The 22,723-nt window shown below is 76.5% G+C and carries 25 protein-coding genes; 11 read left to right on the top strand and 14 right to left on the bottom strand.

Annotation, left to right across the window (positions count from 1 at the left end; genetic code table 11):
• The first annotated feature begins 7 nt into the window (after positions 1 to 7).
• Complete coding sequence (locus tag MICAU_RS16590; protein ID WP_013286485.1) at positions 8 to 313, top strand: DUF1330 domain-containing protein; 306 nt, start codon at positions 8 to 10, stop codon at positions 311 to 313.
• 13 nt (positions 314 to 326) lie between these two features.
• Here the strand turns inward: MICAU_RS16590 and MICAU_RS16585 are convergent, their stop codons facing one another.
• On the bottom strand, positions 327 to 1,070 hold the full coding sequence (locus tag MICAU_RS16585) for a hypothetical protein (RefSeq protein ID WP_030273223.1): 744 nt from the start codon (positions 1,068 to 1,070) through the stop codon (positions 327 to 329).
• Between the two features lie 72 nt (positions 1,071 to 1,142).
• Here MICAU_RS16585 and MICAU_RS16580 point away from each other — a divergent pair, with 72 nt between their 5' ends.
• Positions 1,143 to 1,565 carry an acyl-CoA thioesterase gene (locus tag MICAU_RS16580; protein ID WP_013286483.1) on the top strand — a complete coding sequence of 141 codons (423 nt, stop codon included), beginning with the start codon at positions 1,143 to 1,145 and terminating at the stop codon, positions 1,563 to 1,565.
• A 7-nt stretch (positions 1,566 to 1,572) separates the two neighbouring features.
• Here MICAU_RS16580 and MICAU_RS16575 read toward each other — a convergent pair whose 3' ends face one another.
• Entirely contained in the window at positions 1,573 to 2,232 is a 660-nt protein-coding gene (locus MICAU_RS16575; RefSeq protein ID WP_013286482.1) for a response regulator transcription factor, read from the bottom strand.
• Positions 2,220 to 3,503 (bottom strand): sensor histidine kinase, encoded by a 1,284-nt coding sequence (locus tag MICAU_RS16570; protein WP_013286481.1) that lies wholly within the window; start codon positions 3,501 to 3,503, stop codon positions 2,220 to 2,222. The genes MICAU_RS16575 and MICAU_RS16570 overlap by 13 nt, the downstream gene beginning before the upstream one ends.
• 133 nt (positions 3,504 to 3,636) lie before the next feature.
• Here MICAU_RS16570 and MICAU_RS16565 point away from each other — a divergent pair, with 133 nt between their 5' ends.
• From MICAU_RS16565 to MICAU_RS16550, 4 genes are all read left to right on the top strand, one after another.
• Positions 3,637 to 4,278 carry a DUF998 domain-containing protein gene (locus MICAU_RS16565; protein ID WP_013286480.1) on the top strand — a complete coding sequence of 214 codons (642 nt, stop codon included), beginning with the start codon at positions 3,637 to 3,639 and terminating at the stop codon, positions 4,276 to 4,278.
• Positions 4,279 to 4,282: 4 nt separating this feature from the next.
• Complete coding sequence (locus MICAU_RS16560) at positions 4,283 to 4,570, top strand: DUF1905 domain-containing protein (protein ID WP_013286479.1); 288 nt, start codon at positions 4,283 to 4,285, stop codon at positions 4,568 to 4,570.
• Positions 4,567 to 5,415, top strand: a complete 849-nt coding sequence (locus MICAU_RS16555; protein ID WP_013286478.1) for an SIR2 family NAD-dependent protein deacylase — start codon at positions 4,567 to 4,569, stop codon at positions 5,413 to 5,415. The genes MICAU_RS16560 and MICAU_RS16555 overlap by 4 nt, the downstream gene beginning before the upstream one ends.
• A 169-nt stretch (positions 5,416 to 5,584) precedes the next feature.
• Positions 5,585 to 6,811 carry a low temperature requirement protein A gene (locus tag MICAU_RS16550; RefSeq protein ID WP_013286477.1) on the top strand — a complete coding sequence of 409 codons (1,227 nt, stop codon included), beginning with the start codon at positions 5,585 to 5,587 and terminating at the stop codon, positions 6,809 to 6,811.
• Positions 6,812 to 6,840: 29 nt separating this feature from the next.
• On the opposite strand, the gene MICAU_RS16545 is transcribed toward MICAU_RS16550, so the two are convergent.
• Positions 6,841 to 7,386: a hypothetical protein gene (locus MICAU_RS16545; RefSeq protein ID WP_013286476.1), complete on the bottom strand. Its 546-nt coding sequence runs from the start codon at positions 7,384 to 7,386 to the stop codon at positions 6,841 to 6,843.
• A 70-nt stretch (positions 7,387 to 7,456) separates the two neighbouring features.
• On the opposite strand from MICAU_RS16545, the gene MICAU_RS16540 reads away from it, so the two are divergent.
• A complete protein-coding gene (locus MICAU_RS16540; RefSeq protein ID WP_013286475.1) occupies positions 7,457 to 8,035 on the top strand; it encodes a TetR/AcrR family transcriptional regulator in 579 nt (192 codons plus the stop codon).
• A 3-nt stretch (positions 8,036 to 8,038) separates the two neighbouring features.
• Here the strand turns inward: MICAU_RS16540 and MICAU_RS16535 are convergent, their stop codons facing one another.
• The 5 genes from MICAU_RS16535 to MICAU_RS16515 are packed head-to-tail and all read right to left on the bottom strand — an operon-like array spanning position 8,039 to position 15,121.
• Complete coding sequence (locus MICAU_RS16535; RefSeq protein WP_013286474.1) at positions 8,039 to 10,780, bottom strand: AAA family ATPase; 2,742 nt, start codon at positions 10,778 to 10,780, stop codon at positions 8,039 to 8,041.
• 48 nt (positions 10,781 to 10,828) lie between these two features.
• The gene (locus MICAU_RS16530; protein WP_244879611.1) at positions 10,829 to 12,268 is read right to left on the bottom strand and encodes a hypothetical protein; all 1,440 of its coding nucleotides are present in this window, start codon (positions 12,266 to 12,268) and stop codon (positions 10,829 to 10,831) included.
• A complete protein-coding gene (locus MICAU_RS16525) occupies positions 12,265 to 12,807 on the bottom strand; it encodes a hypothetical protein (protein WP_013286472.1) in 543 nt (180 codons plus the stop codon). Before MICAU_RS16525 ends, MICAU_RS16530 begins: the two co-directional genes overlap by 4 nt.
• 11 nt (positions 12,808 to 12,818) lie before the next feature.
• Entirely contained in the window at positions 12,819 to 13,370 is a 552-nt protein-coding gene (locus tag MICAU_RS16520) for a hypothetical protein (RefSeq protein WP_013286471.1), read from the bottom strand.
• A gap of 47 nt (positions 13,371 to 13,417) precedes the next feature.
• On the bottom strand, positions 13,418 to 15,121 hold the full coding sequence (locus MICAU_RS16515; protein ID WP_013286470.1) for a sugar ABC transporter permease: 1,704 nt from the start codon (positions 15,119 to 15,121) through the stop codon (positions 13,418 to 13,420).
• Positions 15,122 to 15,228: 107 nt separating this feature from the next.
• Here MICAU_RS16515 and MICAU_RS16510 point away from each other — a divergent pair, with 107 nt between their 5' ends.
• A complete protein-coding gene (locus tag MICAU_RS16510) occupies positions 15,229 to 16,158 on the top strand; it encodes a diacylglycerol/lipid kinase family protein (RefSeq protein WP_013286469.1) in 930 nt (309 codons plus the stop codon).
• A 3-nt stretch (positions 16,159 to 16,161) separates the two neighbouring features.
• Here the strand turns inward: MICAU_RS16510 and MICAU_RS16505 are convergent, their stop codons facing one another.
• On the bottom strand, positions 16,162 to 16,422 hold the full coding sequence (locus tag MICAU_RS16505) for a hypothetical protein (RefSeq protein WP_013286468.1): 261 nt from the start codon (positions 16,420 to 16,422) through the stop codon (positions 16,162 to 16,164).
• A gap of 10 nt (positions 16,423 to 16,432) precedes the next feature.
• Positions 16,433 to 16,831, bottom strand: coding sequence for a DUF2267 domain-containing protein (locus tag MICAU_RS16500; RefSeq protein ID WP_013286467.1), 399 nt, complete (start codon positions 16,829 to 16,831; stop codon positions 16,433 to 16,435).
• 112 nt (positions 16,832 to 16,943) lie between these two features.
• Here MICAU_RS16500 and MICAU_RS16495 point away from each other — a divergent pair, with 112 nt between their 5' ends.
• The 3 genes from MICAU_RS16495 to MICAU_RS16485 all read left to right on the top strand — a co-directional run bounded on the left by MICAU_RS16495 (position 16,944) and on the right by MICAU_RS16485 (position 19,785).
• Positions 16,944 to 17,696, top strand: coding sequence for a dienelactone hydrolase family protein (locus MICAU_RS16495; protein WP_013286466.1), 753 nt, complete (start codon positions 16,944 to 16,946; stop codon positions 17,694 to 17,696).
• A gap of 67 nt (positions 17,697 to 17,763) precedes the next feature.
• On the top strand, positions 17,764 to 19,062 hold the full coding sequence (locus MICAU_RS16490; protein ID WP_013286465.1) for an FUSC family protein: 1,299 nt from the start codon (positions 17,764 to 17,766) through the stop codon (positions 19,060 to 19,062).
• A gap of 9 nt (positions 19,063 to 19,071) precedes the next feature.
• A complete protein-coding gene (locus tag MICAU_RS16485) occupies positions 19,072 to 19,785 on the top strand; it encodes an RraA family protein (protein WP_013286464.1) in 714 nt (237 codons plus the stop codon).
• 5 nt (positions 19,786 to 19,790) lie between these two features.
• On the opposite strand, the gene MICAU_RS16480 is transcribed toward MICAU_RS16485, so the two are convergent.
• The 3 genes from MICAU_RS16480 to MICAU_RS16470 all read right to left on the bottom strand — a co-directional run bounded on the left by MICAU_RS16480 (position 19,791) and on the right by MICAU_RS16470 (position 22,678).
• A complete protein-coding gene (locus MICAU_RS16480) occupies positions 19,791 to 20,417 on the bottom strand; it encodes a response regulator (RefSeq protein WP_013286463.1) in 627 nt (208 codons plus the stop codon).
• Positions 20,414 to 21,631, bottom strand: coding sequence for a sensor histidine kinase (locus MICAU_RS16475; protein WP_013286462.1), 1,218 nt, complete (start codon positions 21,629 to 21,631; stop codon positions 20,414 to 20,416). Before MICAU_RS16475 ends, MICAU_RS16480 begins: the two co-directional genes overlap by 4 nt.
• Before the next feature lie 114 nt (positions 21,632 to 21,745).
• The gene (locus MICAU_RS16470) at positions 21,746 to 22,678 is read right to left on the bottom strand and encodes a hypothetical protein (RefSeq protein ID WP_013286461.1); all 933 of its coding nucleotides are present in this window, start codon (positions 22,676 to 22,678) and stop codon (positions 21,746 to 21,748) included.
• Positions 22,679 to 22,723 lie beyond the last annotated feature (45 nt).

Below are 22,723 nucleotides of genomic sequence, written 5' to 3'. Positions count from 1 at the left end.
TGAGCCGGTGACCGTCTACGCCCTCGCACAGCTCACCATCCACGACCGGGCGCGCTACGACAGGTATGCCGCGGCCTTCCCGCCGGTGCTGGCCCGATACGGCGGGAAGCTGCTCGCCGCCGACACCGCCCCCCGCGTGGTGGAGGGGGAATGGCCGCACCAGAAGGCGGTGCTCCTGTCCTTCGACAGCCGCGAGGACTTCGAGCGCTGGTCCACCTCGCCGGAGTACCGGGAGATCTCCCGGGACCGGGAGGCGGCCACCGAGGGCGTCGTGCTGCTGCTCGACGGGATCGGGCACGCCTGGCCGGCCTGACCCGCGGGCCCGCTCAGAGCCGGTGCCGCACCCACACGTTCGGCTCGACGTACGCGGCGTGGTCGTGGTCGGCGTCGACGAGCACCGGCGTCAGCGCTCCGGGCACGCGTACCGGGCCGGAGGTGTCGAACGGCAGCCCGGTCCAGCGCCGCCAGTCGGCGAGCGTGCCGGTCACCGTCATCGAGCGGGGCGCGATCCGCTCGATCACCCCGCCCGCGCGGACGTGCACCCGCAGCCACGGGTCGGCCGGCAGCCCGTCCGGGCGGTGCCGGGCCACGTACTCGGTCATCGGCACGTCCGGGACGGCGGCCTTGCCGCTCGGGCGCACCGGCGCCACCAGCGTGTCGAAGCCGGCGCGGGCCACCGCCGCGCGCATGGCCGCGAGCATCAGCCCGGACACCCCGCCGCCGCGCCGGTCCGGTCGCACGCAGATCTCCAGCGCGGACACCAGGTTCGGCGTCGACCCGGTGAGCCGGCCGAGCGTGGCCCGCTGGATCACCCGGTCCCAGCCGCCGTCGGGCAGCTCGTCCTCGGTCCAGCGCAGCGGCACCGCGTACCCGCGGGCCACGGCCCGGCCCGGCTCGGCCGGGTCGACGGCGGCGAAGACGAACTCGGGGTGCAGCTCGTGCGCGACGCCGTAGTAGAGCGCCCCCATCGGATCCCAGAGCATGAACGGCGGCCAGGCGCCGTCGAAGTCGTTGTCCAGCAGCGGCGCCAGGTCGGGCCGCTGCGCCAGTGTCACGATCTCCAGGGTCACGCCGGGCAGGCTAGGGCCGCGCGGCCCGGACCGCACGCGGATTACCGCTGCGCCCCTGGTTAGGCTGCCGGCATGGCAGATCCGTTCCGGGTACGCGTCACCGTGCGCGGCTACGAACTCGACACGCAGGGGCACCTCAACCAGGCGGTCTACCTCCAGTACGCCGAGCACGCCCGCTGGGAGTGCCTGCGCGCATCCGGCATCGGCCAGGACCGGCTGCTCGCCGGCGGCGTCGGGCCGGTCGCGCTGGAGGTGACGGTGCGCTACCTGCGGGAGCTGCGCGGCGGCGACGAGGTCGACGTGACCTGCGAGTTCCACTGGGGCGAGGGCAAGACGTTCCGGATCGGCCAGGAGTTCACCCGGGCCGACGGCACCCCCGTCGCCTCGGTGTCCGGCGTCGGCGGGCTGCTCGACCTCACCGCACGGCGGCTCGTGTCCGACCCGCGCGAGCGGTTCCGGGCGCTGGCCACCGACCCCGGACCGATGAGCCTGTAACGCCCGGTCAGCGCGCCGCGCGCAGCCAGGCCAGCACTGCGAGCACCCGCCGGTTGGTGTCCTCGTCCGGCGGCAGGCCGAGCTTGGCCAGGATGTTGCCCACGTGCTTGCCCACCGCCGCCTCGGTGACGTGCAGGCGGGCCGCGATCGCGGCGTTGGAGTGGCCCTCGGCGACCAGCCCCAGCACCTCCCGCTCCCGGGGGGACAGCGGGCCGAGCGGGTCGCGGGGGCGGCGCAGCAGGTGCCGCACCACGTCCGGGTCGACGGCGGTGCCGCCGGCCGCCACCCGGCGCAGCGTCGCGGCGAACTCGGCGACGTCTGCCACCCGGTCCTTGAGCAGGTAGCCGACCCGGTTGCCGTCGCCGCTGTCGAGCAGCGCGGCGGCGTACCCGCTCTGCACGTGCTGGCTGAGCACCACCACGGCCAGGTCCGGGCGCTCGGCGCGTAGCGTGACCGCCGCGCGCAGGCCGTCGTCGCGGTGCTGCGGCGGCATCCGGATGTCGGTCACCAGCAGATCGGGCCGGTGCGTGCGGACCGCGTCGAGCAGCTCCGGGGCGGAACCCACGGCGGCGTCCACCGCGAAGCCGAACCGGGTCAGCAGGCCGACCAGGCCCTCCCGCAGCAGGACCTCGTCCTCGGCCAGGACGACCCGGATCACGGACGGCACGGCAGCTCCACCCGCACGAGGGTAGGCCCACCGGGCGGGCTGGACAGCAGCAGCCGCCCGTCCACCGCGGCCACCCGGTCCGCGAGCCCGGTCAGGCCGGTGCCGCGCGCCGGGTCGGCGCCGCCCCGGCCGTCGTCGCACACCTCCACCACCAGCAGCCGTTCGTCGCGGATCAGCCGCACCTGCGCCCGGGTGGCCCCGGCGTGCCGGGCCACGTTGCCGAGCGTCTCCGAGACCACGTACCAGGCGGTGGTCTCCACCAGCTCCGGCACCGGGCGGGTCAGGTCGGCGTGCACGGCGACCGGGACGACCGACCGGGCGGCCAGGTCACCGACGGCGGCGGCCAGGCCGAGTTCGCTGAGCTGCGCCGGACGGATGCCGTGGACGATCCCGCGCAACGTCACCATCAGCTCCTTGGCCTGCTCGTGCGCCGCCGCGAGCGGCCCCGCCGCCGGGGAGTCGTCCGGCACGTCGAGGCGGGCCAGCCCGAGCTGGAGGGTGAGGCTGGTCAGGCGCGGCTGCACGCCGTCGTGCACGTCCCGCTCGATGCGGCGGCGCTCGGCCTCGTAGGCGCTCACCAGGCGGGCCCGGGACCGGGTCACCTCGCGCAGCGCCGTACCGGCGGGCGCGTCGTCGAGCAGCAGGCGGGCCACCGTCGCCTGGACCGCTACGAGCAGGCCGGCCAGGTAGACCAGCGCCGGAACCGCCAGCAGACCGGCGAGCGCGTACGGCACCGCCTCGGCCGGGGAGTCGACTGTGGCCCAGACCAGCACGATCCGGTCCTCGCCGCCGGCCAGCCACGGACCGGCGATCAGCACCGCGTCCAGCAGCGCGAGCAGACCGACCGTTCCGTACGCCGGCGGCACCGCCACACCCAGCACGGCCAGGTACGCGGCCTCCCGCCACCCGGCGGCGGTGGTGAGGCGGGCGGCGAGCCCACGCCACCGCGGTGCTGTCACCGGGCGGTCGTCGACCAGGCCGAGGCGCCACCGCTCGACGGCAGCCACCGGCGCGCCGGCCAGCGGGGCGAGCGCCACCACCGCGAGCGCCAGCACGGCCAGCACCGCCAGCGCCGGGGCGTCGACCGGGCGGCCCCGCCGCAGCGCGCCGGCCACCAGCAGCAGTGGCGCGGCGACCACCGCCGCGCCGAGCGCCGCCGCGCCGGCCAGGGGCAGCGTCGTGACGGCGTACGCCAGTGCCCGCCACGGCCACGCGGACAGCAGGTAGCGGCGGCGGCGCAACGCGCCGGCCAGCCCGTGATCAACGGTCATGCGGTGACGCTAGCCAGACCACGCCGTGCTTCCCAGCCGGCTGGACCCCGCTCTCCGGGTAGGCCTGGCCCTACCTCGAACCGGCCCGCCACGCCCCGTGCGCCGGGATGCCCCGGGACGGTGCACTCGGCGGATGAGAAACCGCCTCGCGGGCGCCTGCTGGCTGCTCGCCGCCGTGTCGTTCCTGGTCGCCAACGTGGTCGTCGGCCTGGCCTGGGAGCAGCCCCGGTTCAGCTGGGCCGAGCACAACATCAGCGACCTCGGCAACGTGACCTGCGGCGTGTGGGACAGCAGCCGCCCGCGTCCGGTCTGCTCGCCGTGGCACCCGCTCATGAACGCCGTGTTCGTCGGCGCCGGGCTGCTGCTCGCGCTCGGCGCGCTGCTCGCACACCGGGCGCTGCGCCCGGGCCGCGCCGCGACCGTCACCGTCGCGTCGGCAGTGGCCGCCGGATCCGGGTACGTGCTGGCCGGCCTCCACCCGGCCGACGTGGACGAGAACCTGCACGTGCTCGGCGCGCTGCTGGTCTTCGCGCTCGGCAACGCGGCGCTGCTCGCCGCCGCGCTCGGCCGGTCGCCGCTGCTGCGCGAGCTGCGGACCGTCAGCGCGCTCCTGGGCCTGCTCGGCCTGGCCGGCACCGTGCTGTTCCTGTCCCGGGTGGACGCCGGCATCGGCGTGGGCGGCATGGAACGCGTCGCCGTGTTCCCGCTGTTCGCCTGGGTGACGGTGACCGGGCTGCGGCTGCTGCGGTCGCGTCGGTCCCGGCCCCTATCCTGACCGGATGGAGCTGGCGTTCAGCGGCGAGGTGTGGTTCTGGCGCGGCCCGGCGCCGTACCACTTCGTCACGGTGCCCGACGAGCAGAGCGCGGCCATCGAGGCCGCCTCGGCGTCGGTCACCTACGGCTGGGGCATGATCCCGGTGACGGTCCGCATCGGCGGCACCGGCTGGCGGACGTCGCTGTGGCCCAAGGACGGCCGGTACGTGGTGCCGCTGCGGGTCGCGGCGCGCCGGGCCGAGGGCATCGAGCTGGGCGACCGGGTCGACGTGCGGCTGACGGTGGACGTGTGACCGGGCCGGAGCTGGCCGAGGCGGGCCGGCTGCTCGCCGCCGCCCGGCGGCCGGTGGTGTTCACCGGGGCCGGCATGTCGGCCGAGAGCGGCGTGCCGACGTTCCGGGACGCCCAGACCGGGCTCTGGCAGCGGTACGACCCGCAGGAACTGGCGACCCCGGCGGCGTTCCGGGCCGACCCGGCGCTGGTCTGGGGCTGGTACGAGGCACGCCGCCGCGGGGTGCGCCGGGCGCTCCCGAATCCGGGGCACCGGGCGGTGGCGGCGATCGCGGCCCGGCTGCCCGACACCGTGGTGATCACGCAGAACGTCGACGACCTGCACGAGCGCGGCGGCGTGCCCGCCCCGGTACGCCTGCACGGCAGCCTGTTCGCGCCCCGCTGTTCGGCCTGCGCCCGGCCCGCGCCGATCCCCGAGGACGCGGCGGCACCCGGGGACGACGCGGCACCCGGCGACGCGGCGGCGCCCGACGGCATGCCGGAACCGCCGGACGGGCCGCTGACCCCGCCCGCGTGCGCCGGATGCGGCGCGCCCGTGCGGCCCGGGGTGGTGTGGTTCGGCGAGGCGCTGCCGTCGGCCGCGCTCGACGCGGCGGTCGAGGCGGCGTCCGGCTGCGACCTGCTGCTGACGGTGGGCACCTCGGCGCTCGTGCACCCGGCCGCCGAGATCCCGCTCGTGGCGGCCCGTCTCGGCGCGCCCGTGGTGCAGGTGAACCCGGTGCCGACGCCGCTGGACGCGATCTGCGCGGTGAACCTGCGCGGCCCGGCCGGCGAGGTGCTGCCCGCGCTTGTCCGCGCCGCCTGGCCGGACGCCGACGCCGCCTGGCCGGACGCCGACGCCGGCTGAGCCGCCCGCCGCCGCCCTGCCTGACAGCCCGGCCGCGCCGCCTCGTCGTGCCGCTCAGCGGGCACCGGTCCGGCAGACCGCGCCGGGCGTGATCGCGGGAAACACCCGACCGCCCGTCCGGGGCCGCCTACCGTCGGCGCAGGAGGTGGACCGGCGGAGGGCGGCGGACGTGGCACGCGAACGGGTGCGAGGGCGGCTGCGCCCGCCCCGGCCGGGGCCGGACCAGCGCCGCGTCACCCCCTTCGAGATCTTCTTCGACCTGGTCTTCGTCTTCGCGCTCACCCGGATCATGGCGCTGATCGAGCCGCACCCGACCCTGACCACGATGGCCCAGGGCATGCTCCTGCTCGTGCTGCTCTGGGTGGCGTGGCTGTCGTACGCCTGGTTGGGCAACCACACGCCCGCCGACGTCGGGGTGGTGCGCGGCGGGTTCCTGATCGCGATGGCCGCGTTGTTCCTGGCCGCCCTCGCCATGCCGGAAGCGTGGACGCCGGGTCCGGGGCTGGACGGGCCGCTGATCGTCGTGCTGGCGTACGTGGTGCTGCGCGTGGTGCACCTGACGCTGTTCCACTGGACCGCCGCGGACGACCCGGAGCTGCGCGCCCGGATCCGGTTCTTCGCGCTCGTCAGCGCCGTGGGCTGGGTGCCGTTGCTGCTCGGCGCGCTGCTGGACGGGGCCGCACACGCGGTGCTGTGGGTGCTGGGCTTCGCCGTCGAGGTGGCCGGTCAACGGCTGTCGTACGCCCGCCGGGGAGCCTGGCCGCTGCGCAGCCCGACGCACTTCGCCGAGCGGTACGGCCTGGTACTGATCATCTCGCTGGGGGAGTCGGTGGTGGCCGCGGGGGTGGGCGCGGCCTCGGCGGTGACCGAGCCGCCGGTCCTCGCCGTGGCGCTCGTCGGTTTCGTGGTGACCGCCTGCCTCTGGTGGCTGTACTTCCACCGCACGTCCCCGGCGGCGGCCCGGGCGCTCGCCGCCGCGTCGCCGGCGCAGCGGGACCGGATCGCCGCGGACGCCTACAGCCAGACCCATCTGCTGCTGGTCGCCGGCGTCATCTACCTGGCGCTGGGTATCGAACAGGTGCTGGAGCACGTCGCGGACCCGGAGGCCGGGCCCCGGCTGGACCGCTCCGCCGCGGTGGCGCTGTTCGGCGGCGCGGCCGTCTACCTGGCCGGGCGGCTGCTGTTCCGCCGGCTGACCGGGCAGCCGGTCGGACCGGCCCGGCTCGCCGTCGCCGGGGCGGCACTGCCGCTGGCCGCGCTCGGGACGGTGCTGCCGCCACCGCTGGCGCTGGCGGCGCTGGCCGGGCTCTTGCTGGCCGCGATCGCCGTCGATCGGCTCGGTGAGCCGGCCGCCGCCGGACGGCCGGGGGTCACCGACGCGCATCGACCGCTCTGAGGCCGGATCGCCGGCGCGGTCGGTGATCCTCACGCGTCGCGCGGCGCCCGCTTCGGGAAGACGGTGTACGCGACCGGCCAGAACACCAGCCAGCCCGCCATCACCACGCTGAGCCGGCCGGTCCACGCCCACAGCTCGGCGGTGCGCTCGCTGTCGCCCACCACGGCGATGCCGGCCAGCAGCACGGCGCAGGCGACCGCCCAGCCGATCATGCCCTTGCCCCACTCCCGCCACTCGTGCCGGGCCCGCGCCATCCCGTACCGGGGTGGCCGGCTCGGGGGAGGGCCGCCGGCGAACCGGTGTGCGAACCGCTGGTCGGCCCAGCGCACCATGCTGTGCCCGAACGCCACCGAGAACCCGAGGTACGCGGCGGCGAGGCCGTGGGCGAACGTGGCGGTCGCGCCCCGGCGCAGGTCGATCATCGTGGCGGCCAGCAGTACGAGGTCGACCACCGGCACGGCGATCAGCAGGGCGGCGCCGAGGCGGGGCCGTCGCAGCGGGTACCGGGCGATCAGGCCGGCGAGCAGCACCACCCAGAACGCCACCTCGCATCCGACGATCACTGCCACGAGCATGTGCCCTCCTTTTTTAGTACGCTGTGCGATAACCGTAACAGTGCTCGTCGACCAGGTTCCGGAGGGGCCCGTGCCCAAGATCGTCGACCACGACGCGCGCCGTGCCGAACTGGCACGGGCGATGTGGCGGGTCGTCTACCGCGACGGCGTCGGCGCCGCCACCGTCCGCAGCATCGCGGCCGAGGCGGGCTGGTCACCGAGCGCGCTGCGGCACTACTTCGCCACCCAGACCGAGCTGCTGGTGTTCGCCATGGAGCACGTGCAGGCCGAGGCGGCCGAGCGGATCACCACCGGGGACCGCACCGGCAGCCCGCGCGAGGTCGCCCAGCGGATCCTGGAACAACTTCTGCCGCTGGACCGTCAGCGCGTCCGCGAGGCCGAGGTGTGGCTGCTGCTCGCCGCGCGTACCCGGACCGACCCGGCCGCGCGCGCCCGGATGACCGAGGCCGACGAGGGCATCCGCCGCGCCGTCGAGTTCGCGGTCGTCCTGCTCACCGGGGAACCGGCCGCCGACCCCGAGGCGGTCGCCGGGCTGCACGCCCTGCTCGACGGGCTCGCGCTGCACGCGCTGCTGCACCCCGAGCGGATGCCGCCCCGGCGCGCCCGGGAACTGCTCGGCGCGCACCTGGACGCGCTCGCCGCGCCCTGACGGTCAGTCGCCCGGCGGACGTCCCATCGCCGCGCCCAGCTCGGCGCGGCTGGCGATGCCCAGCTTGCGGTAGACCCGGGCCAGGTTGGCCTCCACAGTCTTCGGGCTGATGTAGAGCGCGTCGGCGATGAGCCGGTTGGTCTGGCCTCGGGCGGCGAGCCGGGCGACCCGCTCCTCGGTCGCGGTGAGCGTCGTCGGGGCCGGGGTGCGGGCGCCGATGCGGCCCAGCTCCGCCCGCGCCCGGTCGGCGAACCCGGACGCGCCGAGCGCGTCGAACTCGGCCACCGCCGCGTCGAGCGCCGCCCGCGCCTCCCGCCGCCGCCGCACCCGCCGGTACGTGCGGCCGGCGGCGAGCAGGCAGCGGGCCCGGTCCAGCGGCAGCACCGCCTCCGGCACCGCCGCCCTGGCCTGCGTCAGCGCGTCCAGCGCCGCGCCCGGATCCGCCCCGGTCGCCCCGGCCAGCAGCACCCGGCTGCGGGCCAGCCCGAGCGTCGTCCACGGGCGCGGCAGCCGGCTGTGGCGCCGCGCCAGCCGGTCCAGCGCGGCGTGCGCGGTGTCCAGGTCACCGGCGCCCACGCACGCCTCGATCCAGTCCGGCTCGAAGCGCTGACCCAGCGGTTCGGCGATGCCCGACCCGTCCAGGTCGGCGGCGAGCGCGCCGTACGCCGTCGCCGCGGTGGCCCACTCCCCGGAGGCCAGCGCCACCAGCCCGGTGAGCTGGTGGTGCAGCCGCCGGCTCCAGGCGTCGCCGAGGTCGTCGTCGCGGCGCAGCCCGGCGGCGGCGGTGCCCGCCTGCGCCAGCCGTCCCCGGTGCGCGTCGAGCACACCGGCCAGCCAGCTCTCGCCCACCAGCCCGGTGCCCAGCTGCTCACCCAGGTCGCGGGCGGCGGCGATGTGCGTACCGGCCTCGGCGAAGCGCCCCGCCAGCAGTTCCGTCTCGCCGAGGTGGGTCAGCACCTCGTGCCGCAGCGGGTCGTCGCCGCGTGCCACCGCCAGGTCCAGCATCACGTGCAGCCGGGCCCGCGCCCGGTCGTGGTCGTCGACCGACTTCCACCAGATCGCCGGCACCGAACCGGCCAGGAAGGACGGCTCACCGCCCTCCAGCGACAGTGCCCGGTCCAGCAGCTCGGTGGGCGCCGGGCCGCCGGCGCGTACCTCGTGGAAGAACAGCAGCAGCAGCGCGGCGGTGAGCAGCGGGCGGTGCTCGTCGCGGTCGGACAGCCGGGCGATCGCGGCCCGCGCATGCCGGCGGGCCGGCTCCGGCTGGTCGTGGAACATGGTCAGGTGGGTGTGGATCCGCCCGGCCAGGTCGCCGTCCGGCCCGGCGGCGGCGAGCGCCTGCTCGGCGACCCGGACGGCGGTGACCAGGTCGTCGGCGCACCACGCGACGAGCGCGCGCAACAGCAGCGCCTCGCCCCGCTCGGTGCCGGTCAGCTCGCCGGCCGCCGCCTCGGCGGCCCGCCCGGCCGCCGCGTAGTCGCCGCTGTCGATGCGGCACTGCACCGCGTCGAGGCGACGCCGGTTCCGGTCGGCGGTCACGGACGGCGGGGTCAGCTCGGCCGCCCGGGCGTACCAGTCGGCGGCGAGCGCTGACGCGCCGCGCATCCGCTGCCGGGCCGCCGCGGCGGCCAGGTCGGCGGCCACGGCGGCGTCCGGCGCGATGGTGCACCGGGACAGGTGCCGGGCCCGCTCGTCCGGGTCGGCGACAGCGGCGGCGAGCAGCGCGTGCAGCCGCCGCCGGGCGCCCGGCGGGATGCTCTCGCGCACCGCCGCCGCGTACCGGGGGTGCGCGAAGTCGATCCGGCTCGCCGTGACCACGACCAGCCCGGCGTCCTCGGCCGCGTCCAGCGCCCCGGCCGGCACTCCCGCCGCCGCCAGGTCCCGCAGCGTCGGCACGGTCAGCAGCGCGGCCAGCCGCACCGCGTCGCGGCTCGGACCGGGCAGCGCCCGCAGCGTCCCGGCGAGCAGCAGGCGCAGCGACGACGGTACGGGTAGATCCTCGTCGTGCGCGGGCGGGCGGGGCAGCCGCAGCACCGCCCGCGCGAGTTCGATCGCCAGCAACGGGTTGCCGTCGGCGTCGCGGGCCAGCCGGTCGGTGAGCGGACGGCTGAGCGTGCCGCCGAGCCGGGCGGCGAGGACGCGGTGCAGGTCGGGCGGGGAGAGCGGGGGTACGTCGGCACGCAGCAGCGGATGCCGTCCGGTCGGGTCGTCGTCCAGCCCGAGCGGCACCGGCACCGGCGGGCTGTCCCCGGCGCGGTGGGTGGCCAGGACGGCGGGCCACCGGGTCAGCCGGCGCAGCGCGAACCGCAGCGCCCGGGCGCTCGGCGGGTCCAGCCACTGCGGATCGTCGACGGCGAGCAGCACCCGGGGCGCGTCGGTGACCGCCGCGTCGAGCAGCGTACGGGTGGCCGCGCCCACCGCCCGCTCGTCCACCGCGCCGTCGTACTCGCCGGTCAGCAGCACCATGTCGGCGGCGACCCGTTGCGGCGCGGGCAGCCCCGGCAGCGCGTCCGCGAGCGGGCGGAGCACGTCGGCGAGTGCCGCGTACGGCAGCGCGGTCTCGGCCTCGGTGGGCGCGGCGGACAGTACCCGCCAGCCGGTCCGCCCGGCGTGGGCGACCACTGCCCGCCACAGGGCGGTCTTGCCGATGCCGCTCGGGCCGTCGAGCAGCACCGGCGTACCGGAGGTCAGGGCACGCCACACCCGCTCGACGACCGCGTCGCGGCCGACCAGTGCGGCGTCCATGGCGGGATGGTGGCACAGCGACGCCCGCTAACCCAGCGTCGGCGCGGCCTAGCCCGGAAGCTGTCCGCATATCGAGACGGGCGGGATCACCTCCTGGTTGCGGTAGACGTCGGCGCTCCAGCTCGGCCCGCCCGACGCCACGATCGGCGGGATCCGGGGCGCCCGGGACGGGCTGAGCAGGCTGAGGAACTTGTTGATCACCTGGACGACGGGTTCCAGGATCCGGTAGCCGATCCCGAACCGCGCCCGCACGCCGAGCCCGACGCCCCGGCACAGCGCGTACGGCGCGCCGAGCGCGGAACCGATGGTGGCGCCGTACGAGGTGATCAGCTCGAACCAGATCCCGGCGGTGAACAGGAACGCGCTGATCCCCATGGTGAACCGCACGCCGTGCCGGACGACCAGGCCCATCACGCCGACCGGCACGCCGGTGAGCGAGTCGAGCAGGCTGGCCCGGCGCGCGAAGCCCTCGGTCACGCGCGAGCCCACCCGGCCGTCGGCGTAGCCGAACCCGAGCTTGCCGGCCAGCGCGTACTCGCCGGCGCCGCGGAACGTGCCCCGGCGCGCGCCGAACGCGGTGGCCACCTCCAGCGTCTGGCTCACCGTGAACGACAGCGGCAGGCCGGCGACCAGCCCGATCGGGAACGCGATGTCCACCGGGACCGGGAACGTGCGGCGGTGGTTCTGGCCGCCGTCGATGCCGGCGGTGAAGTCCACCTTGATGCCGAAGCCGCCGCCGATCTCCAGCTCGGCCCGGTTCACCCGGCCGGCGCCGACGGCCAGGTGGAACGACGCGGCCGGGCGGCCGACGGTGAGCGTCACGGTGCCGGCCAGCCGGAGCCCGCCGTCGTCGTACGTGAAGTGCGTGCCGACGCCACCGGCGCAGCAGAACGTCTGCACCCGGTAGCCGTGGGCGGTGGTGCCCGCCTGGCCGCCCGGCGCGGGTGGCGGCTGCGCGGGCGCGACGGCGAGCGGACGCGACCGGCCCAGCGTGCCGCCGGCCGCCGCGGCCTCCCGGGTCCACGACGGTTCACCCGCCACGTAGACGGTAGGGCGGTCGAGGATGACGTCGTCCCCGCCGAACGTGCCGTCCCGGATCACCTCGGTGAGCGTGACCGGGCCGATCGTGACGACCAGGTCGCCGCCGTCCTCGGCCAGGTCGAGCACCCGACCCACGCCGCGTCCGGTGAGGAACATGACCCGGCCGGGCGCGAGCCGGTCGGCGTCGCGGGCGCCCGGGTCGAGCCGCCAGGTCAGGCCGTCCGGGCTCACCGACCGCACGGTGCGGCTGCCGCCGCCGACCAGCACCACGTCCGGTTGCAGCGTGACGTCCTTTCCCGGCGCCGGGGCCTGCCCGTACCGGGGCTGCTCGCCGTCGCCCGCGCCGGCCGGGCCCGGCTCCGGCCCGAACGCGCCGCAGCCGGTCAGCGCGAGCAGCACCACCAGGCCGGCCGCGAGCAGCCGCCGGCCGCGCACGGGCCGCCTCACATCCGGCCGGCGACGGTACGGGCGAGCCGTTCCAGCGGCGCCCGGTTCTCCTGCGGGTCGTTGAGCCGCACCAGCCGCACCGCGACCCACAGCTCGCCCCTGCGCAGGAAGAACGCCTCGGCGGTGAGCAGCGCCTCGTCAGCCGTCCCGGCCAGCTCACGGATCTCGTGCCCGAGCTGCCGCTCGATGTCGAGGTACTTCTTGGCGCCCTCGCCCACGAACACCTCGACCTGGGCGGTCGGCCCGCTCACCGATCCGGTGTAGGTGCACGACTGCCCGGCCACCACCGGTTCGTCCAGTGGCGTGCCGGCGAGGCGTTCCGCGTCGGCCTTCGACACCAGCGCGCACGCCTTCGGGGCGGCGTCGTCCACCGGTTCGGCGCTCGGCTCGGCCGGCGCCTCCCCGGTCGGATCCGCTACTGGCGTGCCCGCACCGGGTGCGGCGCCACCGACGGCCGGCGGTTCGTCGCCGCCGCAGCCGGCGGACGCGGTGAGCAGGGTGGCGGCCAGCGCGAGCGCGATCAGTCGGCGGGTTCGCATGCCTGCCCCGCTCAGGCCGGGATCGCGTCGAGCGTACGGCGCAGGATCTGTTCGTTGCCCGCGGTGCCGCCGCCGAAGCTGCTGATGGTCACCGTGTAGGTGCCCTTGCCGTCGATCAGCACCGCCTCGCCGCGGACGTCCTTGACCGCGAGGTAGCCCCGCTCGCCCCGGTCCAGGTCGACGACCTTCTCGTACTGCTGGCCGGCCTGGTCGTGCTGGTAGTCGTAGGTGGCCTTGCCGGCGGTGGCGGAGGCGGTGGTGACCGCCAGCTGGGCGATGCCGTCGCCGAACGAGCAGTTGCCCTCGTCGCGCAGCTTCCGGTCGACCAGCTCGGAGACCTGGGCGGCGGTGAACGGGCACGGGGGCCGGACGCCGTCGACCGCGCCCGCGTCCACGCCGCCGCCGTCCTCGCCCGCCGCCGTGTCGGCCGACCCGCCGTCGACGATCCCGTCGCCGGAGTCGCACCCGGCCGGCGCGAGCAGGGCGAGCAGCAGCAGGGGCAGCGCCAGGCGGGCGCGGTGGGTACGGGCGGTCCGGGCCGGTGTGAGCGCGTCAGATGCCATGGCTCCGACGCTAGGCGCGTCGTCACCGGCCGTAATCGGGGGTTTCCCTACGCGGTGACCTTGCGGACGGACGGATCCGCCCCGGCGGGCGTCGGCTGCACGTCGGTCGGCCGCCCGACGCGGATCGCGAGCCGCTCCAGGTAGCCGACCATGAGCGCGGCGAACAGCAACACGAACAGCACCAGCAGGGGAAGCGGCATGACCAGGCCCAGCGGAGGCCCGCCGTCGGCGCCGAAGCGGCGGTCGGCGAGCATCTGCACCAGCACCGGCGCGGTCATGCTGTCCGGACCCCGGCTCACGAGCATCGCCCACAGTGGCGCCTGGGCGTGCGCCAGCCAGGTCGGCAGCGCGGTCACGGCCAGCATCGGCAGCGCCGGCAGGAGCAGCGTACGGCCGACGCCGCCGCCGGAGCGCCACCGGGCGTGCTGGCCCCGGAAGAGCAGCGTGAACGCGAACAGCGCGGGCACCGACAGCCAGACCGGCGGGACCAGGCCGAGGAACGAGCCCAGCTGCCCGGACTCCTGGGTGCGCTCGTAGCCGGCGATCGCCAGCGGGCCGACGCCGACGAACAGCCACGGCGCGAACGGCACCAGCAGCAGCTCGCTGAAGCGCCCCAGCGGGCGCAGCGCGCCGATGCCGAACCCGGCGAGCGCCGCGACGCCCACCGCGACGAGCGTGGACAGCAGCGGCGGCAGCCAGGTGTTGACGAGCACCGTCGAGGTCTCGACCGCGGCCGGCAGACGCCCGGTGCCGGAGGAGGAGTTCCGCAGCCACGGCAGCGACGCCCAGACGGTCACGCCGACGACGACCAGGAGCGCGACCGCGACCAGCGCGGCGAACAGCGGCCGGCGGCCGGGGGAGGACTCCGCCGCCCCGACGGCCGGCCGGTCCCGCCAGCCGTCGAACTCGATCCGCAGCCGGGTGGCCAGGACGAGCCCTGCCGCGGCCAGCCCGAGCAGCCCGAGCAGCACCAGCAGCAGCGTCGACGTGGCGGATCCGAGACCGAAGCGCATCGTCCGGAAGGCGCCCTGCACGGTGGCGAACACCGGGGTGGCGGAGTCCCCGCGCGGCCCGCCGGCGGTCAGCAGCGCCGGGGCGGCGTACGTCTGCAGGGCGGTGGCGAGAACGCCCAGGGTGAGCAGCCCGCCGACGGCGAGCACGGCGGACGCGGGCCGGTCGCCGGGCTCGCGGCGGCGCAGCGCGCTCAGGTACAGCGTCGCGGCCACCGCGACGACCAGCCCGAACGTCACCTGCGCCAGTGCCGAGGTGAGGAACAGCCGGGGGGACTGCAGGTCCCGGGCGAGGGTGCCGTCCTCGATGCCCTCGGCGCGCAGGCCGAGGAGCACGGCGACCGGCGCGTACGCGGCGAGCGGCAGCGCGAGCACGCCCCGTGTCACCAGGCGGGCGGCCCGGCCGGCCCGGTCGGCGAGGACCGCGAGCAGCGGCGCCGCGATCAGCGCCACCGCAAGCGGGACCAGGCCGAGCAGCACCGCGAACCCGATCTGCCCGACCACCCCGTCGGTGAAGGCGGCCTCGTAGTTCGCCGTGCCGACCGACTCGCCCGAGCGGCGCGGCCCGTCCGCCTGGAAGCTGCGGGCCGCAGTGGACAGCGTGGGCAGGACGTACGACCAGACCCAGGCGATCACCGCCGGAACGGTCAGCGCCAGCCCGATCAGGACTCGCGACGGCCGGTACGGCGGCGTGGGCGGGGGCACTGGTGCTGTCGCCTGCGGCGCTGCCGGCTGACTCATCTGGACATCCACCCTCGAAGATCGACGATCATGGCCGTCGCGACGATAACCGATGTCGTCCACCCGTGCGCCGATCCGTCGCCGCCGCGGCGGATAGGGTCGCAACCGTGCGGACCAAGCAGGAGCTGTCGACGGCGATCCGGGAACGACGGCGGGCGGCGCTCGTGGTCAACGCCCACTCCCGCCGCGGCCGCCGGCTGTACGACACCGTCCACGCACGCCTGCGGGCGGCCGGTTTCACGCTGCTCGGCGCGTACCCGGTGGACCGGCCCGGCGAGCTGGACCGGGTACTCGCCGAGGCCGCCGACCTCGGGCCGGACCTGCTGGTCACCGGCGGCGGCGACGGCACCGTCGGCGCGGCGGCCCGGCTGCTCGCCCACCGGGACGTCGCGATGGGCCTGCTGCCGTTGGGCACCACTAACAACTTCGCCCGCACCGTCGGCGTCCCGCTCGACCTGGACGCGGCGATCGCGGTGCTCACCGACGGCAAGGTGATCGACGTCGACCTGGGCCTGATCGGTGACACCCGGTTCACCAACCACGTCGGGATCGGGCTGTCCGCCGACATCATGCAGGCCGCGCCGCCGGGGCTGAAGCGGGTCGTCGGGCGGCTCGCGTACCCGCTGACCGGGCTGGGGCTGCTCGCCCGGCACCGGCCGCTGGCCGTGACGGTCCGCGCCGAGGGCCGCGAGCACACGTTCACCACCCACCAGGTGTACGTGGCCAACGGCGGCTTCCACGCCGGCCGGCCCATCACCGCCGACGCCACCGCCGACGACCGGCTGCTGGTCGCGTACCCGGTGGGTGGGCCGACCCGGCGCGGGCTGCTGCGCGAGACGGCGCGCAACGCGGCGGCCGGCCACCGCCGCACCCTCGGCGACGAGCCGTTCCTGGCGGTACGCCAGCTGTGGCTGGACACCGACCGGCCGGCCCGCATCGAGGTCGACGGCGAGCCGTACGGGCAAACGCCGGTCCGCATCGGCCTGGACCCGAACGCGTTGCGGCTGATGGCCCGGGCGGACAGCCCGGATCACTGACCGTCAGGCCCAGTGCTCCTCGTCGGGCAGCGGGATCTCCGTGTTCTGCTCCACCGCGTCGGCGGCGGTGAGGTCGTCGCGCACCGACTCGCCCAGGCCGGCCCGGTCGCTCGGCGGGCGCAGCACGCCCTGCTCGGCCAGGTCCGCCTCGCCCGCCTCGGGCACCGCCGCGTCGACCGTGTCGGGCGGCCCGACGAGCGTCTCGTCCTGCCGCTGCTCCTGCGCGTCGGCCGCGGGCGGGCGGCGCAGCGCGTCCTCGCTCATCGCGTGCCCGTCACGCCGAGCGCCGTACGTACGGGGCGCTCTGGTCGGCCACGTCGCCGTACTCGGCCGGGAGCTGCCCGACGACCTGGGCGTAGACGGCCGGGTCGACGGCGTCGCGCAGTACGTCGAAGACCGCCGTGACCCCGTCCCGGGCGGCGTCCACGTCCACGTCGGCGCGTCCGCTCACCCGCTCCACGAACACGTCGAGCCCGAACGGCTCGGCGTCCTCGGCCGGGCCGAACGCGTACGCCCGCAGCGCCTCCGGCAGCCGGTCGGCGAGGTCGCGGGCCTCCCCGCCGTCGATGCGCTCGGCCAGCGTGGTCAACGTCGCCCGGGTGATCGCGGTGGCCTGCTCCGCGGACGCGCCGCACCGCTGGGCCACCGCGCCGATGAACTGGTCCTGGTCCATCTCGCCGCCTTCCTCCGCCGGGATCGCCGGATTCCCACGCTGGACCTCCGCAAACGGCCGCCGGGCCGGGGGGTAGCGTGCAGCGCGGAACCCGCAGCGAGGAGGCCCGGCAGTGCAGCCGACGATCGTGGACGTACCCACCCCCGACGGGACTGCCGACGCCTACCTGGCCACGCCGGGGACCGGCGGGCCCTTCCCGGCCGTGCTGCTGTTCATGGACGCGTTCGGGCTGCGGCCCCGGGTCGCGGAGATGGCCGCCACGATCGCCGAGCGCGGGTACGTGGTGCTCGCCCCCAACCTGTTCCACCGCGCCGGGCGCGCCCCGCTGATCGACCTCGGCGCGCTCGCCGACGACAGCCGCCGGGGCGCCCTGTTCGAGAGCATCGGGCCGATGATGGCCGCGTTGACGCCGGACGCGGTGGCCCGCGACACGGCCGCCTACCTGGACTTCCTCGCCGCCCGTCCGGACGTCGCGCCGGGTCCGGCGGCGATCACCGGCTACTGCATGGGCGGCACGAACGCGCTGCGCGCCGTCGAGGCACTCCCGGACCGGATCGCCGCGGTGGCCGCGTTCCACGCCGGCCGGGTGGTCACCGACGCCCCGGACAGCCCGCACCTGGCCGTCGGCGCGGTGACCGGCGAACTCTACTTCGGGCACGCCGACGCCGACCCGTCGATGACCGCCGAGCAGATCGCCACGCTGGAGAAGACGCTGGACGCGTCCGGGGTGACCTACCGCTCCGAGGTGTACGCCGGCGCCCGCCACGGCTACACCCAGTCGGACACCCCGATGTACGACGAGCAGGCCACGCAGCGGCACTGGACGGCGCTGTTCGACCTGCTCGACCGCACGTACCGCCGCTGACCCGCCCACGGCGCGCGGGGCACGGCCGGGAGACGATTCACCGGCCCGGAGCCGGGTAACCGCCGTCATGACCGACCGCCGCGCCGACACCGTCCGCTCGCCCCTGGACCGGGCGGTCGAGCGGGGCGGTCTCGCGCTCTCCCGGGCCCGCGCCCAGGGCGGCGCGGCCGGCCGGAACCGGCTGCGCCAGCTGGAGATCACCGTGGTGATCTCCGCGCAGGCCGGGCTGGCCGCGGCGCTCGCCGCGCTGCTCGCCCAGGAGCTGCTCGGCTCCGGCGCGCACGTCTTCGCTCCCGCCGCCGCGGTCGGCACCATCGCCACCGCCATCGGCCAGCGCGCCCGTCGCACGTTCGAGCTGCTCGTCGGCGTCGGCCTCGGCATCGTGGTCGGTGACCTGCTGCGCGCGCTGCTCGGCAGCGGCTCCTGGCAGACCGGCCTGGTGGTCACGCTCGCCATCGCCACCGCCCTGCTGGTGGCCGGGCGCGGCGGCGCGCTCGTCGGCCAGGCCGGCGGCACGGCGGTGCTGATCGCCACGCTCGCGCCGGTGCAGCCCGGCCTGGAGCTGCCCCGCATCTTCGACGCGCTGGTCGGCGGCCTGGTCGGTCTGTTCGTGGTAGCGCTGCTGCTGCCGGTCAACCCGATCCGCGTGCTGGACCGGGCGGTGGAACCGGTGGTCGCCCGGCTCACCGAGCAGCTCGACGCCGTCGCCCACGCGCTGACCCGGCGGGACGCCGACGCGGCCCAGCGCGCCCTGGAGGACCTGCGCGGGCTCGAACCGGACATCGGGCGGCTCAACGACGCGCTCAGCGGGGCCGAGGAGGTGGTCACCATCGCGCCGGCTCGCTGGCACCGCCGCGCCCAGTTCCACAGGTACGCCGACGCGACCCAGCACCTCGAACGGCTGCTCCTGTACGCCCGCTCGATCGCCCGCCGCTCCGCCACCGCGTTGCAGTACGACGAGCCGATCCCGCCCGCGCTGCCCGACGCGGTGGCCCGCCTCGGCGAGGCGGTGCGGGAGCTGAAGCGGGCCTGCAAGTCCGGAGAGGATCTGGAACGCACCCGGGAGCTGGTCCGGCAGGGCGCCGAGCTGGCCGGGCGCGCCTGGTCGCAGGGCGTGCGCACCTACGGCGAGGCGATGATCAGCGACCTGCGGACCGGGCAGAGCGAGCTGCTGCGGGCCACCGGCTGCCGGCCCGAGGACGCCAACGGCACAGTGCGCCGGGCCGCCGGGGCGGGGGAGGCGGAGGCGCGCCCGCCGGTCCGGGCCCGGATGAGCCGGCCGGTCCCGCGCCGGCCCGCCGGACGGCACCAGCCGAAGGCCACCGGGCGTGAACTGGCACCTGCCCGAGCCGGTCCGGCTGGTTAGCGTCGGCGCATGGACATCCGTCAGGACGCACCGGCCGCCCGCTTCGCCGCGCTCACCACCGCGCACGTCGCCGACGCCTGCCTGCGCGCCGGTGTCCCCGTCCGCTGCGCCCCGGCCGCCGTCGTCCCGGTGCTGCCCGGGCGGCGCCTGGCCGGCCGGGTCCGCCCGGCCCGGCACGCCGGCAGCGTGGACGTCTTCCTGGAGGCGATCGAGCAGGCCGCCGAGGGGGACGTGCTCGTCGTCGACGACGGCGGGCGCACCGACCGGGCCTGCGTCGGCGACCTGGTGGTGCTGGAGGCGCGGGCCGCCGGCCTGGCCGGGCTGGTGGTGTGGGGCGCGCACCGGGACACCGCGGACCTGGTCGCGGTCGGGCTGCCGGTGTTCAGCCTCGGCGCCACCCCGAGCGGGCCCCTGGAGCTGGACCCGCGTCCGGACGGTGCGCTGGAGCACGCCATGGTCGGGCCGTTCACCGTCGGCCCGCAGGATCTGGCGCTGGCCGACGACGACGGTGTGCTGTTCGTACCCGCCGATCGGGCCGGGGAACTGTTCGACCTGGCCGAGTCCATCCGGGACACCGAACGGCGGCAGGCCGACCGGATCCGGGCCGGGGAGTCGCTGCGCGCGCAGGTCGGGTTCGGCGCGTACCTGGCGGCCCGGGAGGCGGACCCGGCGCTGACGTTCCGGGCGCACCTGCGGGCGGTGGGCGGCGCGATCGAGGAGTGACCGGGTCAGCCGCCGCGCGCCCACAGCGCCAGGCGTACCCGGTTGGCGCTGCCGGTCTTGGTCATCAGGCTGGTGATGTGCGTCTTCACCGTGGTCACCCCGATGTGCAGCCGGTCGGCGATCTCGGTGTTCGACAGGCCGTCGGCGACCAGGTCCAGCACGTCCTGTTCGCGCGCGGTCAGGTCGGCCGTCCGCCGGGGCGCGCCGGCGCGGGCGTGCACCGCGCGTTCGACCAGCCGGCGCAGGACGTCCGGGCTGAACGGGCTGTCCCCGGCGGCGGCGCGGCGGACGCCGTCGAGCAGGTCGGCCGGGGGCGCGTCCTTGAGCAGGAACCCGCAGGCACCGGCGGTGAGCGCGGGGTAGAGGTGGTCGTCGTCGCCGAACGTGGTGAGCACCATGATCCGGGTGGCGGGCCGGTCGGCGAGGATCCGGCTGGTCGCGGTGATCCCGTCGACGCCGGGCATCCGCAGGTCCATCACCACCACGTCGGGTCGCAGCCGCGCGGCGAGGGCGACCGCGTCCCGGCCGTTGTCGGCCTCGCCGACGACCTCGAGGTCGGGCTGGGCGTCGCAGAGCATCCGCAGGCCGGCCCGGATGAGGTGCTGGTCGTCGACCAGCAGCACCCGGATCACGCCGGCTCCGGCGTGCCCGCCCGGGGCCGGGGCGCCCGGTGGGCGGACTCGGCCGGGGGCAGCACGGTCCGGACCCGCCAGCCGGACCCGGTGGGCCCGGCCTCCAGTCGCCCGCCGAGCACCTCGACCCGCTCCCGCATCCCGACGATGCCGTGGCCGCCGCCGGTGGGCACCCCGGCCGGCGCGGCGCCCCGCCCGTCGTCGGTCACCGTCCAGTGCACCGCGCCGTCCTCGACCGACACGGTCAGGTGTGCGCGGGCCGCCGCGCCGGCGTGTTTCGCCACGTTCGTCAACGCCTCCTGGGTCAGTCGCAGCACCGCCTGGCCGCGTACCGCGTCGAGCGTGCCGACCGCGGGGTCGATGTCGGCCTCCACCACGACGCCTGCCTGCCGGGCCCGGTCGACCGCCGCGCCGAGCGCGGCCGGCAGCGCCGTCGGCTCGATCGCGGTCAGGGCGGCGTCGCCGCGGAGGCCGTCCGGGTCGCGCAGCACCGCCACCAGCCGCCGCAGGTCGGTCAGGGCGGCCGTGCCGGTGGCGTGCACGTCGTCGAACACCTCGCCGACCCGGGGGTCCAGGTCCGGCAGCACGTGCCGGGCCACGCCGACCCGTAGCACCATCGACGCGACGTGGTGCGCGAGCACGTCGTGCAGTTCCCGGGCGATGGCGCCGCGCTCGTCGGCACGGGCCGCCCGGCTCTCCGACTCGCGCCGTCGCCGTTCCGCCTCGGCCCGCTCCTCGGCCTGCCGCCCGAGTTCCCGGGTGGTCCGCACGACCAGCCCGAGCAGCAGCGGCAGGCCGACGGTGACGGCCAGCCCGAACAGGCCGGTGAGCGCCGCGCGGACCGGTTCGCCGATCAGGCTGGTCAGGTCGACGACGGCGAGCAGCCCGGCGCCCAGCCAGACGGTGCGGGGCCGGGTGGCCCGCATCGTCAGCTCCAGCAGCGCCCAGCTCGCACCGACCTGGTTGATCATCACGTCGTCGACCAGGACGAGCGCGGCGACCAGCAGGACCGCCTGGATCAGCAGGTTCAGCAGCGGACGGCGGTGGCACAGCAGCGCCAGCACGAACGCCGGGACCGCCAGCGCCCACTGCGTACCGGTGGCGGCCGGGCCGCCGTGCGCGCCGAAGACCAGGTAGCCGATGCCGCTGAGGTCCAGCAGCAGAATCCGCGCGAGCGTGTCGCGCGCGTCGAACAGCCGACCGACCCAGGCCACGGCGTCAGCCTAGGCAACCGGTGCGGCCGGAGGCCACCGCGTTCACCGGCCGCCGCCACCCGCCCGGCGGTCCGAGGTGGACCGCCGGGCCGAGCGGGCCGGAGACCGTGGTGCTCATCCGACCAGCACCACACCGGTACGCCGGCTCCGGCGCGCCAGCACCAGCGTGGTGGCCGTCGCCGTGGCCGCCACCAGCACCCCCGCCGCGGCGAGCGTGAGCGCGTCCGGGGCCACCAGCGGCTGCCCGCGCAACGCCTGCCCGGTCACCAGCAGGGTGAGCCCGGCGTACGCGGTGCCGCCGACGAGCACCAGCCGGGCCCGGGTCAGCTCGTCCAGCCGCGCGCCGAGGAACCGGTCGAGCAGGATCGCCAGCAGCGGCAGCGCCTGCAACGCGTGCATCCCGACGAAGTGCCCGACGCGCAGGTCACCGCCGGTGGTGCTCCATCCGAGCAGCGGCAGCCCCGGGCCGCCGTCGGGCACACCGACGCTGTGCGCGCCGCTGATCCCGGCGGCCGCGCCGGCCGGGCGCTGCACCACCATCGGGAACGCGACGAGCATGCCGAGCAGGGACACGGCGAGACCGAGCCGGACCGCGTACCCACCGGCCCGGTCCGGAAGGGACCGGCGGGCCAGCACGACCGCCAGCACGAACTGGGCCGCGAACAACACGGTGATCGCCACGCCCATGACGTCGAACAGCACCGCGTTCAGCGTCGTGGTCCCGTTGAAGTGACTGGTGGTGCCCCGGAGCACCTGACCCACGATGACGACCATCTCCAGCACGGACATGGCCACGATCACGGTGGCGGCCCGCTCGGCCGCCCGGCTGCGGCGGGGCAGCAGGGACAGCATCCAGGCGAGCGTGACGCCGTAGAGCACGAACGAGATCGCGAACTTCAGCGGCTTGAGCCAGATGGGCGCGCCGGTGAGCACGCGCGGGTCGGCCACGACGCCGACCGCGGCGACGACGGTGAGCACCGCCATCGCGGACACGAGGAGCATCAGGGGGCGGTGCCATCCGGCCGCCCGGTTCCGCAGGTTAGTCATGCCTGTAGATGCTCGTGACGGGCCGGGCCGGTCGCGCCCGCCCGG

It is taken from the genome of Micromonospora aurantiaca ATCC 27029, from assembly GCF_000145235.1.
GTDB classification, from domain to species: domain Bacteria; phylum Actinomycetota; class Actinomycetes; order Mycobacteriales; family Micromonosporaceae; genus Micromonospora; species Micromonospora aurantiaca.
Note: the sequence above shows the minus strand (reverse complement) of the source record. Positions and strands in the feature narration are given on the sequence as shown.